Here is a 13341-nt window from a genome sequence, read left to right as displayed (position 1 = left end):
TGACTCTTCAGTCGGGGCCTTTAATGGCTACATCCTTGTAGCCTCGCATGAACTTTCCATCAATCAATGACTGCGACTGTTCATGGGCAGTATTCGATTACTCGGCTTTCAGGCCAGCAGCCGATACGTCTTTAACACCTTTGATTTTCTTGGTGATAGCGACGGCGGTGTTTTTCTGAGCTTCGGTAACTTTTACCATGGAGGACAGGGAAACCACACCTTTGTTGGTCTCAACCTTGATGTCCGAACCTGGGATGCCTTTCTCGGTCAGCAGGTCAGCTTTGACTTTGGTGGTGATCCAAGTGTCAGAAGTATCTTCTTTGACTTCTTGAGTAGTGGTGTTGGCTGCCAGAACCATTGGCGCTTGGGCCGAGGTCTGTGCGAAAGCAGCGTTGGCCATGGTCAGAGTCAGGGCAGTAGCGGTAGCGGTAGCGGTAGCAGCGGCAATAGTGAACTTCTTCATACGATAACTCCTGTTTTTCTCGAAATCTGCACCAGCGTGTGGTGGCAGGGTTAACAGGTATATCGCAAGCGGTGTGCCAAAAACCAAATATACTAAAAATCCTTTAAAATCATATAGTTGAGTTTTTTCATTTTTAGCCGGGTCGTGCAGTTTGCCCGTTCCTCACTTATTGTGCTTGCAAGATGCATGTTTATACCGAGCAGTTTGCATGCCCCGCTTGTAACCCTCTAATTGCGCTCATAAAAAAGGACTCCGAAGAGTCCTTTTTCACATGCCGCTCAGATCAATCAGACGCCCGACGCTTTCGCTGCCGCTACGTCTTTGATCGACAGCTTGATACGACCGCGGTTGTCCACGTCCAGTACCAGCACTTCGACTTCCTGACCTTCCTTGAGGATATCGGTCACTTTCTCTACGCGAGCATCGCTCAGCATCGAGATGTGAACCAGACCGTCCTTGCCCGGCAGGATGTTGACGAATGCACCGAAATCGACGATGCGCTCAACCTTACCGACGTAGATCTTGCCGATCTCGGCTTCTGCGGTAATGCCCAGAACGCGCTGACGTGCTGCCTCAGCCGCTTCCTTGGACTCGCCGAAGATCTTGATCGAGCCGTCGTCTTCGATGTCGATCGAAGCCTTGGTCTCTTCGCAGATAGCACGGATGGTTGCACCACCCTTGCCGATCACGTCACGGATCTTGTCGGTGTCGATCTTCATCGCGATCATGGTCGGAGCGTTGGCCGACAGTTCGTTACGCGACTGACCGATGATCTGGTTCATCTGACCGAGGATGTTCAGGCGAGCTTCCAGGGCCTGACCCAAGGCGATCTCCATGATTTCTTCGGTGATGCCTTTGATCTTGATGTCCATCTGCAGCGCGGTAACACCTTTGGAGGTACCGGCTACCTTGAAGTCCATGTCGCCCAGGTGATCTTCGTCACCCAGGATGTCGGTCAGAATGGCGAACTTCTCGCCTTCCTTGACCAGACCCATGGCGATACCGGCAACCGGTGCCTTCATCGGAACACCAGCGTCCATCAGTGCCAGGGAAGCGCCGCAGACCGAAGCCATGGAGCTGGAACCGTTGGACTCGGTGATTTCCGACACGACACGGATGGTGTACGGGAACACGTCGGCGCCTGGCAGCATGGCCTGAACGCTGCGACGGGCCAGACGGCCGTGACCGATTTCACGACGGCCCGCGCCGCCCATGCGACCACACTCGCCCACAGAGAACGGAGGGAAGTTGTAGTGCAGCATGAAGGGGTCTTTTTTCTCGCCTTCAAGGGTGTCGAGCAGCTGTGCGTCGCGCGCGGTACCCAGCGTTGCAACAACCAGCGCCTGAGTTTCGCCACGGGTGAACAGTGCCGAACCGTGAGTCTTCGGCAGAACGCCGACTTCGATATTCAGAGGGCGAACGGTACGAGTATCGCGACCATCGATACGCGGCTTGCCGTTGACGATGTTTTCGCGAACGGTGCGGTATTCGATTTCACCGAAAGCAGCTTTGACTTCGCTGGCAGACGGGCTGCCTTCTTCAACAGCCAGCTTGGCAACGACCTGATCTTTCAGCTCGCCCAGACGCGCATAGCGGTCGGCTTTGACAGTGATGGTGTAAGCCTGGGAGATCGCGTCGCCGAACTCGGCACGGATAGCGCCCAGCAGTGCGGTGGCTTCAGGCTTTGGCTGCCAGTCCCAGACAGGCTTGGCGGCTTCTGCAGCCAGTTCCTTGATGGCGTTGATCACCACCTGGAATTCGTCATGGGCGAACAGCACAGCGCCCAGCATCTGGTCTTCGGTCAGCTCTTTGGCTTCGGATTCAACCATCAGAACGGCTTCGGAAGTACCGGCTACGACCATGTCCAGGCTCGAAGCCTGCAGTTGCTCGTAAGTCGGGTTCAGCAGGTAGCCGGTGCTTTCGTGGAAAGCAACGCGCGCAGCACCGACCGGACCGTCGAACGGAATACCGGAGATGGCCAGTGCAGCCGAAGTACCGATCATCGCAGCGATGTCCGGATCGATTTTCTTGCTGGTGGAGACGACGGTGCAGACAACCTGCACTTCGTTCATGAAGCTTTCTGGAAACAACGGGCGGATCGGACGGTCGATCAGGCGCGAGGTCAGGGTTTCTTTCTCGGAAGGACGGCCTTCACGCTTGAAGAAACCACCAGGAATCTTGCCGGCAGCGTAGGTTTTTTCCTGATAGTGCACGGACAGAGGGAAGAAGCCTTTGCCAGCGTCAGCCTGTTTGGCGCCGACCACAGTCACGAGTACGCTGACGTCGTCGTCAACGGTGACCAATACTGCGCCAGAGGCTTGACGGGCGATACGGCCTGTCTCGAGGGTTACGGTCGATTGACCGAACTGAAACTTTTTGATTACCGGGTTCACGGTTTCCTACCTTTCTTTGTGGCTCTTGGGGAACTGGTTTCTTGCGAATTCTTGGGCAGCGTGGGGAATCGGCCCCTTCCACAGTCCAGATAAAACTTGAGGCTGGGAGCCTGCCAGAACCACCGGGAAAACCCGACGGATCGTGACAGACAACCAACCTCTAGCAACGTCGTTATTAGCGACGCAGACCCAGACGACCGATCAGGGCGCTGTAACGGCTAACGTCCTTACCTTTCAGGTAATCCAGCAGCTTGCGACGCTGGTTTACCATACGGATCAGACCACGACGCGAGTGGTGGTCCTTACCGTTGGCCTTGAAGTGGCCTTGCAGTTTGTTGATGTTGGCGGTCAGCAGTGCAACTTGCACTTCTGGCGAACCAGTATCACCAACAGCTTGCTGGTAGTCGGTTACGATCTGAGCTTTTTCTTCAACGCTGAGTGCCATGTGGGCAATCCTTTTGTTCAAGGAAGCGCTTCCGGAGAAACGTTTCCAACAGGCCGAGGACAGATCCTCGTATTAAAAAAGGAGGTATGACCGTGCCTGTTGACAGCCATCCTCGTTCCACCCCGCTCGCAGGCTAGCCTGCGGACGGACTGGTTCCGGTCACTCTGACCGAATCAATCGACGCGGCGCAATACGCCCGTCTTCGCCGACTTCACCGATACCGATGAAGCGACCTTCGTGATCCTGCACGCGAACCATACCGAATTTCGGTGCGTCCGGCGCGCGCACTGGCTGCCCGTGCAACCAGTAAAACGAACTGTGCTCCGAAAACTTCAGAAGCGGCCAGTCCAGCAGACCGCTGTCCGATGGCATCAGGAAGCGGTCAACCGCCTCATTGCCGCCGTCGGCATGCACTTGCTCCAGCTCTTCCAGCGTAACCGTCTGAGCCAGCGTGAAAGGCCCCGCCTGGGTACGGCGCAGCTCTGCGACGTAAGCACCACAACCGAGCTTTTCACCAATATCCTCGACCAGCGTACGGATATAGGTGCCTTTACTGCAATCGACGGACAGACGTGCTGTGTCGCCTTCGCAAGCAAGTAATTCCAGGCGCGCAATAGTAACAGAACGGGGCTCGCGCTCCACTACTTCCCCTGCACGTGCCAGCTTGTAAAGTGGCTGGCCATCACGCTTGAGGGCCGAGTACATGGGAGGTATCTGGCTGATTTGCCCACGAAAATGCGGCAACACTGCTTCAATATCGTCGCGACCAACGGTCACAGGACGCGTGAGCAAAACCTCGCCCTCAGAGTCGGCGGTCGTGGTGGTCTTGCCCAACTGCGCCAGAGTCTCGTAGGACTTGTCCGAATCGAGCAGGTACTGGGAAAACTTGGTCGCTTCGCCAAAGCACAACGGCAAAACACCCGTTGCCAGAGGATCAAGACTGCCCGTATGCCCGGCTTTCTCGGCATTGAGCAGCCAGCGAACCTTTTGCAAAGCGGCGTTGGAAGTGAAACCCAGTGGCTTGTCGAGCAGGATGATCCCGCTGACATTGCGGCGTATACGCTTGACCTGAGCCACCCTTTATTCCTCGGTACTTTCAGGCTTTGCATCTGGCGATGCCGAGCCTTCCTGATGCTGACCGTCTTGCGCTACCGCACGCTCGATCAGTGCCGAGAGATGCGCACCACGCACGACGCTTTCGTCGTAGTGGAAATGCAGTTGAGGCACGCTGCGCAGCTTCATTTCGCGTGCCAGCTGCATGCGCAGGAAGCCTGCGGCAGAGTTGAGCACCTTGATGGTCTGTGCGATCTCTTCCGCGCTGTCCTGGCCCATGACGGTCATGAAAATCTTCGCATGACCCACGTCACGGCTGACGTCTACGGCGGTGATAGTGACCAGACCCACGCGTGGGTCCTTGATTTCGCGACGGATCAGTTGCGCCAGTTCGCGCTGCATCTGATCGCCAATACGTTGGGTACGGCTGTATTCTTTTGCCATGCTTGTTACCTGTTACTGATCCGGGACCAAACCCTGACAGTCTGAAAGCGGCAAACGCCCGGCCTGACAATTGCCAGACCGGGCGTTGCGTTTAGAGCCCATGGGGGAAGCAGGGCATTTGCATGCGAAGCTCCCACCATGACTCCTGAAGCTCGCGATTTAGAGGCTGCGAGCCACTTGGACCTTCTCGAAGACTTCGATCTTGTCACCGACCTTGACGTCGTTGTAGCTCTTGACGCCGATACCGCATTCCATGCCTGCACGTACTTCGGCAGCGTCGTCCTTGAAGCGGCGCAGGGATTCCAGCTCGCCTTCAAAGATAACGATGTCTTCGCGCAGAACACGAATCGGACGGTTACGGTAGACAGTGCCTTCCAGAACCATACAGCCTGCGATCGCGCCGAATTTCGGCGAACGGAACACATCGCGGACTTCGGCGATACCCAGGATATTCTCCCGAACGTCGCTGCCAAGCATACCGGTGAGGGCTTTCTTGACGTCTTCGATGATGTCGTAGATCACGTTGTAGTAACGCATATCCAGACCTTCCTGCTCGACAATCTTGCGCGCGCCAGCATCGGCACGCACGTTGAAGCCAAACAGTACAGCGTTGGAGGCCAGTGCCAGGTTGGCGTCGCTCTCGGTGATACCACCGACACCGCCACCGACTACGCGCACTTGCACTTCGTGGTTACCCAGGCCGCCCAGGGCACCCTGCAATGCTTCCAGAGAACCGCGGACGTCGGATTTGAGGACGATATTAAGCGTCTTCTTCTCTTCCTGCCCCATGTTCTCGAAGATGTTCTCCAGCTTGCCGGCATGAGCGCGAGCCAGTTTGACCTCGCGGAACTTGCCTTGGCGGAACAGAGCGACTTCGCGGGCTTTCTTCTCGTCAGCCAGCACCGACATCTCGTCGCCAGCATCCGGAGTACCGTCAAGACCCAGGATTTCGACCGGGATCGAAGGACCTGCTTCTTTGACCGGCTTGCCGTTCTCGTCAAGCATGGCGCGGATGCGGCCGAAGTTCGAACCGACCAGAACCATGTCGCCCTGACGCAGCGTACCGTCCTGAACCAGAACAGTAGCGACCGGACCACGGCCCTTGTCCAGACGGGACTCGACAACAACGCCACGACCCGGGGCCGAAGGAGTTGCCTTGAGTTCCAGAACTTCGGCTTGCAGCAGAACAGCTTCCAACAGCTCGTCGACGCCAGTACCCATTTTCGCGGATACCGAAACGAAAGGCGTATCACCGCCCCACTCTTCGGACGTCACGCCATGGACCGACAGCTCGCTGCGGATACGATCGAGGTCAGCACCAGGCTTGTCGATCTTGTTCACCGCAACAACCAGCGGAACGCCAGCCGCAACAGCATGCTGAACAGCTTCGATGGTCTGCGGCATAACGCCGTCGTCAGCTGCAACCACCAGAATCACGATATCCGTTGCCTTGGCACCACGAGCACGCATGGCGGTAAACGCGGCGTGACCAGGGGTGTCGAGGAACGTGACCATGCCGCGTTCGGTTTCAACGTGGTAGGCACCGATGTGCTGGGTGATGCCGCCAGCTTCGCCAGCTGCAACCTTGGCACGACGGATGTAGTCGAGCAGCGAGGTCTTACCGTGGTCGACGTGGCCCATTACGGTCACAACCGGTGCACGGGAGAACGACTCACCTTCGAACTTCAGCGATTCGGCCAGGGAATCTTCCAGGGCGTTGTCGCTGACCAGCGTGACCTTGTGGCCCAGCTCTTCGGCGATCAACTGGGCAGTTTCCTGATCCAGCACCTGGTTGATGGTCACCGGAGTGCCCATCTTGAACATGAACTTGATGACTTCAGCAGCCTTGACCGACATCTGTGCCGACAATTCGCCGACAGTGATGGTCTCGCCGATGGCAACGTCACGGATCACAGGGCCGGTAGGGCTCTGGAAACCATGTGCATTGCGCTTCTTCAGCTTGGACTTGCCGCGACCACCACGACGGAAGCTGTCGCTTTCTTCGTCGGTAGTACGAGGAGCAACGCGAGGGGCCGGAGCCTTCTCCTTGACCGAAGCGCGATGCGGAGCGTTTTTACGCTCCCCGTCGCCGCCGCGGGCATTGCGGTCGTCAGCACGAGGCTTGTCAGGGCGACGCTGTTCGTCACGCTTGCGAGCGTCAGCAGACGGCGCTGCGCTGGCAGGTGCCGGAGCAGCCGCTGCTGGCGCTGGTGCTTCGCACACAGGCTCAGCTGCAGCAACAGGTTGCGCAGGCGCCGAAGCAGGCTGGCCGGCGGCAGGCTGATTGCGCGCATCTTCTTCAGCGCGACGCTTGGCTTCTTCTTCAGCCTTTTGACGAGCGGCATTTTCTACCGCACGGCGTTCGTCCATCTCGCGCTTGCGCTCGGCTTCGATCTCTTCCGGGCTACGCTGCACAAAGACTTTCTTCTTGCGCACTTCAACGCTGATGCTCTTGCTGCCAGCAACGCGCAGGGTGCTGGTGGTCTTGCGCTGCAAGGTAATCTTGCGAGGCTCTTCCACCTTGGCCTTGTGACCGCTTTTCAGGTGCGTCAACAAGGCTTGTTTTTCGTTATCGGTCACAACTTGCTCGGCGGCGGTGTGCGGCAGACCTGCCTCACGCATCTGCTGTAACAGGCGCTCTACCGGTGTGTCGACCACTTTGGCCAGTTCTTTCACCGTGACTTGCGTCATGCACTTCTCTCCTCAGGCCGCGCCCAATTACTCGAACCAGTGGGCTCGGGCGGCCATGATCAACTTGCCGGCACGATCATCGTCAATGCCGTCGATGTCGAGCAGGTCATCTATAGACTGCTCGGCCAGGTCTTCGCGGGTAATTACGCCGCGCACCGCCAGTTCCATCGCCAAATCCTTGTCCATACCCTCAAGCGAGAGCAGGTCTTCGGCCGGATGGGCGTCTGCCAGCTTTTCCTCTGTAGCGATGGCTTTAGTCAACAAACGATCCTTGGCACGAGCGCGAAGCTCGTTGACGATTTCTTCGTCAAAGCCGTCGATGTTGAGCATTTCTTCCAACGGTACGTAGGCAATCTCTTCCAGGCTGGTGAAGCCTTCATCAACCAGCACCTGTGCCAATTCTTCATCGACTTCGAGTTCTTCGATGAAATTGCGCAGGATGTCACCGGTTTCAGCTTGCTGCTTGGCCTGGATGTCCGATTCGGTCATTACGTTCAGTGTCCAGCCAGTCAGCTGACTTGCCAGACGCACGTTCTGACCGCCACGACCAATAGCCTGGGCCAGGTTGTCCGCTCCCACTGCGATATCCATTGCATGCGCGTCTTCATCTACGATGATTGCCGCTACTTCTGCAGGGGACATTGCATTGATCACGAACTGCGCCGGGTTATCGTCCCAAAGAACGATATCCACACGCTCGCCACCCAGCTCGCCGGAAACAGCCTGAACTCGCGAACCGCGCATGCCGATACAGGCACCTTGCGGATCGATTCGTTTATCCTTGGAGCGAACAGCGATTTTCGCACGAGAACCCGGGTCACGGGAGGCAGCCATCACCTCGATGAGACCTTCGGCAATTTCCGGCACTTCAATGCGGAAAAGCTCGATCAGCATTTCTGGCGCAGTACGCGACAGGATCAGCTGAGGACCACGGTTTTCGGTACGAATTTCCTTCAGCAAAGCACGGACGCGAACACCGACCCGGAAAGTTTCCCGGGAAATGATGTCTTCACGAGCCAGCAAGGCTTCGGCATTGTTACCCAGGTCAACGATGACATTGTCACGTGTAACCTTTTTAACAGTACCAGAAATAATTTCACCCAGACGCTCACGGTAGGCATCGACTACCTGAGCGCGCTCGGCTTCACGAACTTTCTGCACAATGACTTGCTTGGCGGTCTGTGCGGCAATACGACCGAATTCGATGGAATCGATTTTCTCTTCGATCAGGTCGCCCGCAACGGCACCTGGCTTCTTGACTTGAGCCTGGTCTACGGCCAATTCGTACGCAGGATCGTCCAGATCTTCGTCTTCGACAACTGTCCAGCGACGGAAAGTCTCGTAGTTGCCTGTCTGGCGATTGATCTCTACACGCAGTTCTACTTCATCTTCAAAACGTTTCTTGGTAGCGGTGGCAAGAGCCAGCTCCAGCGCTTCAAAAATTACACTTGCCGGAACGCCCTTTTCATTGGACACCGACTCAACAACCAGCAGTACTTCTTTGCTCATCGTACGCCTCGCCTTTCGCAAGCCATTGGATCCGCGGGATCCGCAGTAACCGGCACGTCTCAGTCAAACGTGGGAATAATGTTGGCCTTGTCGATCATGTCGATCGGCAACAGGAATTCATGGTCTTCAACCTGCACCACGACATCCTGCTCCTCCACCCCGCGGAGAAGGCCTTGAAAGTTGCGTCGCCCTTCGAAAGGTGAACGCAGCTTTATTTTCACTTGTTCCCCGGCGTACGAAGCAAACTGCTCAATAGTGAACAGCGGGCGCTCCATGCCAGGAGACGATACTTCAAGGGTGTATTCAGTGCTGATCGGATCTTCTACGTCCAATACACCGCTGATCTGGCGACTTACGATTGCGCAGTCGTCGACCAGCACACCACCTTCCTTGTCAATATAAATGCGCAGCACCGAATGCTTGCCCTGGGAACTGAAATCGACCCCCCAGCATTGATAGCCAAGGGCCACGACCACCGGGGCCAACAAGTCCTGCAACTGTTCTAGCTTGCTCGACACCTGAACCCCCTCGTGCATGCTTTAGAAATAAAAAAATGGGCAAAAGCCCATCCCTGAAAACGCCGCTGAACATCGACGTCATGTACTGTCCAGCTAACAAAAAGCCCCTTAAAAGGGGCTCCGCTAAAACTGGTTGCGGGGGCTGGATTTGAACCAACGACCTTCGGGTTATGAGCCCGACGAGCTACCAAACTGCTCCACCCCGCGACAAAGCTGGAGTGGAAGTATACGACCGATCCATTGCTGGGTCAATCCAACATCCACCTACAAGAAAGCCCGCTAATGCGGGCTCCCTTGTTAATTGGTACCGAGAAGGGGACTCGAACCCCTACACCCATTGGGCACAACCACCTCAAGGTTGCGTGTCTACCAATTCCACCACCTCGGCATTACAACTCTTTGGCGACCTCACGAAACATCGCCGAATTCTTTTTTACTTCTTCTCTGGGGCTTGAGGTACGTCAGCTGGAACAACGGCTGGCTTTTGCCCTTCGAGAACCGGTACATCATCTGCTGCCGGCTTTTGCTTCACTTCCAGTGCTGCGGGATCTGGCAAACCTACTTGAGTCAGCTGTTGAGCTTTCTCTTTAGCAAAGTAACCTAACCCCAAGCTGGTTATGAAAAAACATGCTGCAAGTATAGCAGTAAACTTACTGAGAAAGGTAGAGGTTCCTTGACCTCCGAAGACAGTATTTGATGCCCCTGCTCCGAACGACGCACCGGCGTCAGCACCTTTACCCTGTTGCAGCAATACCAGAGCAACAACGCCCAGAGCGCCCAACAGGTGAAAAACGATTACGACTGTTTCCAGCATTTTTTCAGTTTCCCGCGGCGCGACAGATCGCACCGAACTCATCTGCATTCAGGGAAGCTCCACCAATGAGCCCCCCATCGATATCCGGCATGCTGAAGAGCTCGACCGCATTGGCCGCCTTCACGCTGCCGCCATAGAGAAGTCGCACGCCTTGTGCGACTTCGGCATTCTCTTTTGCCAGCTGCGCACGGATTGCTGCGTGCACTTCCTGCGCCTCTTGAGGCGAAGCAGTCAATCCGGTGCCAATGGCCCAGACCGGCTCGTAGGCAATTACGGCATTGATCAGTGCGCTGACGCCAAACTCGGCGATGACACTGTCAAGCTGACGCCCGACAACTTCAAGCGTCTGCCCTGCCTTGCGCTCTTCAAGCGTTTCGCCTATGCAAAGCACAGGTGTCAGCCCGCTTGCCTGGATCGCCGCAAACTTCTTGTTAAGCACATCATCCTGCTCGCCAATCAGCTGACGACGTTCGGAGTGCCCGACAAGTACCAGTTTGCAACCTGCATCAGCCAGCTGACTCGACGCGATCTCACCGGTCAGCGCGCCCTGCTCAGCCTGAATGGCTGCATCCTGCGCACCGACAATGATCGACGTTGCCTGAAGCCCTTCGATCACCTGATTGGTAAACAGACTTGCAGGCATTACGGCGATATCGACGCTGCCTGGCAACACCTGCTTGCCCAAACCCTCGATCAGCTCAGCGACGCTGGCGCGGGTACCGTGCATTTTCCAGTTACCAGCTACCATTGGGCGACGCATGCTACACCTCGTGGGTCAAAGTGGGCGCAGATGTTACCCAACACTTCCGACACTGGCAAGCCGAAATCAGGCGCAAACTTCAGCAACCAGTTTTGCGAGCTCTTCGGCGTACGATCTGACCTGGGTTTCATCCTCACCTTCGACCATCACGCGCACCAAAGGCTCTGTGCCCGACTTGCGCAGCAGTACCCTGCCCCGTCCGGCCATCTGCTCGGTAACACGCGCACAGGCTTGCTGGACCGACGGGTGCGAAACGGGATCTACACCTGAACCTGCAAAGCGCACATTGATCAGGATCTGCGGGCATTTGCGCAGCTTCAAGCGCGCTTCGGCGAGACTGATGCCGCTGCGACGCAGGGCCAGTATTACCTGCAACGAAGCAATGATGGCATCACCGGTGGTGGCGTGCTGGAAGCACACGATGTGGCCAGAGTTTTCACCGCCGATCTGCCAGTTGCGCTCAAGCAACTCGGCGATCACATAACGGTCACCGACGTTGGCGCGAACAAACGGGATGTTCTGTTCGGCCAGGGCCAGTTCAAGCCCGAGATTACTCATCAACGTGCCGACGACACCACCCTGCAAGCGTCCACGTTCATGCAGATCACGGGCAATGATGTAAAGCAGCTCGTCGCCATCGACGATGGTCCCGGTATGGTCAACCATCAACACGCGATCGCCGTCACCGTCGAAGCCGATGCCCATGTCGGCATGCTCTGCGACCACTGCCGCCTGCAAGGCTTCCATGTGAGTGGAGCCGCAATTCTTGTTGATATTGAGCCCGTCAGGCTGCGCAGAAAGTACGACAACCTGCGCTCCGAGCTCACGAAAGACGTTGGGCGCTACCTTGTAGGTCGCACCATGCGCGCAGTCGATGACCACCTTGAGTCCGGCGAAATCGGTGCTGGTCGGCACGCTGCTTTTGCAGAATTCGATATAACGCCCTGCCGCATCGTTAATTCGCGAAACCTTGCCAAGATTCTCGGACTCCGCCACGGTCATCGGCGCATCGAGCAGCTCTTCGATCATCATTTCGATCTCGTCAGGCAGTTTGGTGCCCTGACCGGAGAAGAATTTGATGCCGTTGTCGTAGTGCGGATTGTGCGAGGCACTGATCACGATGCCTGCTTCGGCATGAAACGTACGCGTCAGGTAGGCAATCGCAGGTGTCGGCATAGGCCCCAGCAGTAGCACGTCAGCACCGGCCGCAGAGAGCCCGGCTTCAAGGGCGGATTCGAACATGTAGCCAGAGATGCGCGTGTCCTTGCCGACGAGAATCCGGCAGGCGCCCATCCTGCGAAAGGCCATGCCTGCAGCCCAACCCAGTTTCAGCATGAACTCGGGCGTAATCGGAAATTGCCCTACACGACCACGAATGCCGTCGGTTCCGAAATATTTTCTGGTAGTCATGGATGCCCCACTGTTGTTATTCAGCTGCCTGGACAGCTGCGATCATGCGCACCACGTCAGCCGTTTCGGCGACATCGTGCACACGTAGAATTCGGGCCCCCTTGGTCATAGCCAAAGCAGCCAGGGCCAGCCCGCCGGATAGACGCTGATCTACGGGTCGCCCCAGCACAGCACCGATCATACTCTTGCGCGAAACGCCCACCAGCAAAGGTTGACCGAGCGCATGCAGCGCTTCCATGTGCTTGAACAGGCTCAGATTGTGCTCCAGTGTCTTGGCAAAGCCAAAGCCCGGATCAAGAATGATCTTTTGCTGATCGATCCCCGCCGTAGCACACTGATTCATGCGCTCGAGCAGGAAAGCGCCCACTTCGCCCACAAGGTCGTCGTAATGCGGATCATCCTGCATGGTTCCGGGCTCACCCAGTATGTGCATGAGACACACCGGCAAACCAGTGCTTGCAGCCGCCTCAAGCGCGCCTGGCCGCTGAAGCGAGCGGACGTCATTGATAAGCCCGGCACCCAGGCCAGCCGTCGCCAGCATGACCTCAGGCGTGGAGGTGTCCACAGAGATGATCACATCCAGCTCGCGCGCGATGACCTCAACCACCGGCGCCACACGCTCGACCTCTTCTGACGCAGACACCGGACGCGCACCCGGGCGCGTCGACTCGCCGCCGACGTCGATCAGTGTGGCACCGGCCTGCACCATTGCTTCGGCATGACGCAAGGCAGCATCAAGCTGGCTGTAGCGGCCGCCATCGGAAAAGGAGTCCGGGGTTGCGTTGAGGATACCCATCACGTGTGTATGGGCCAAATCAAGAACCCGGTTGCCGCAATTAAG

The 13341-nt window shown here is 56.9% G+C and carries 12 protein-coding genes and 2 tRNA genes; all 14 read right to left on the bottom strand.

The window, feature by feature from the left end:
• Positions 1-97: 97 nt before the first annotated feature.
• Positions 98-463, bottom strand: coding sequence for a BON domain-containing protein (locus tag ALO64_RS02510; RefSeq protein ID WP_054991647.1), 366 nt, complete (start codon positions 461-463; stop codon positions 98-100).
• Positions 464-750: 287 nt separating this feature from the next.
• Positions 751-2856 carry a polyribonucleotide nucleotidyltransferase gene (gene pnp / locus ALO64_RS02505; RefSeq protein WP_044344209.1) on the bottom strand — a complete coding sequence of 702 codons (2106 nt, stop codon included), beginning with the start codon at positions 2854-2856 and terminating at the stop codon, positions 751-753.
• Positions 2857-3031: 175 nt separating this feature from the next.
• Complete coding sequence (gene rpsO / locus ALO64_RS02500; RefSeq protein WP_002555121.1) at positions 3032-3301, bottom strand: 30S ribosomal protein S15; 270 nt, start codon at positions 3299-3301, stop codon at positions 3032-3034.
• Between the two features lie 159 nt (positions 3302-3460).
• Positions 3461-4378 (bottom strand): tRNA pseudouridine(55) synthase TruB, encoded by a 918-nt coding sequence (gene truB, locus ALO64_RS02495; protein WP_004656648.1) that lies wholly within the window; start codon positions 4376-4378, stop codon positions 3461-3463.
• A gap of 3 nt (positions 4379-4381) precedes the next feature.
• Positions 4382-4798: a 30S ribosome-binding factor RbfA gene (rbfA, locus tag ALO64_RS02490; RefSeq protein WP_002555123.1), complete on the bottom strand. Its 417-nt coding sequence runs from the start codon at positions 4796-4798 to the stop codon at positions 4382-4384.
• Between the two features lie 159 nt (positions 4799-4957).
• Positions 4958-7489, bottom strand: coding sequence for a translation initiation factor IF-2 (gene infB, locus ALO64_RS02485; protein WP_044344208.1), 2532 nt, complete (start codon positions 7487-7489; stop codon positions 4958-4960).
• A 27-nt stretch (positions 7490-7516) separates the two neighbouring features.
• The gene (gene nusA / locus ALO64_RS02480) at positions 7517-8998 is read right to left on the bottom strand and encodes a transcription termination factor NusA (protein ID WP_002555125.1); all 1482 of its coding nucleotides are present in this window, start codon (positions 8996-8998) and stop codon (positions 7517-7519) included.
• 59 nt (positions 8999-9057) lie between these two features.
• Entirely contained in the window at positions 9058-9516 is a 459-nt protein-coding gene (rimP, locus tag ALO64_RS02475; protein ID WP_044344213.1) for a ribosome maturation factor RimP, read from the bottom strand.
• Between the two features lie 130 nt (positions 9517-9646).
• A tRNA-Met gene (locus tag ALO64_RS02470) sits at positions 9647-9723 on the bottom strand.
• 95 nt (positions 9724-9818) lie between these two features.
• Positions 9819-9904: transfer RNA gene (locus ALO64_RS02465), tRNA-Leu, on the bottom strand.
• Positions 9905-9949: 45 nt separating this feature from the next.
• Positions 9950-10330 carry a preprotein translocase subunit SecG gene (gene secG / locus ALO64_RS02460; protein WP_005733037.1) on the bottom strand — a complete coding sequence of 127 codons (381 nt, stop codon included), beginning with the start codon at positions 10328-10330 and terminating at the stop codon, positions 9950-9952.
• Positions 10331-10334: 4 nt separating this feature from the next.
• Positions 10335-11090 carry a triose-phosphate isomerase gene (tpiA, locus tag ALO64_RS02455; protein WP_002555128.1) on the bottom strand — a complete coding sequence of 252 codons (756 nt, stop codon included), beginning with the start codon at positions 11088-11090 and terminating at the stop codon, positions 10335-10337.
• A 66-nt stretch (positions 11091-11156) separates the two neighbouring features.
• The gene (glmM, locus tag ALO64_RS02450; RefSeq protein ID WP_002555129.1) at positions 11157-12500 is read right to left on the bottom strand and encodes a phosphoglucosamine mutase; all 1344 of its coding nucleotides are present in this window, start codon (positions 12498-12500) and stop codon (positions 11157-11159) included.
• Between the two features lie 16 nt (positions 12501-12516).
• Positions 12517-13341 (bottom strand): dihydropteroate synthase (gene folP / locus ALO64_RS02445; protein WP_162232055.1); only part of this gene is annotated, 825 nt, incomplete at its 5' end.

The sequence above is a fragment of the Pseudomonas meliae genome (assembly GCF_001400515.1).
Classification (GTDB): domain Bacteria; phylum Pseudomonadota; class Gammaproteobacteria; order Pseudomonadales; family Pseudomonadaceae; genus Aquipseudomonas; species Aquipseudomonas amygdali.
This window is presented reverse-complemented; position numbering and strand designations above follow the sequence as displayed.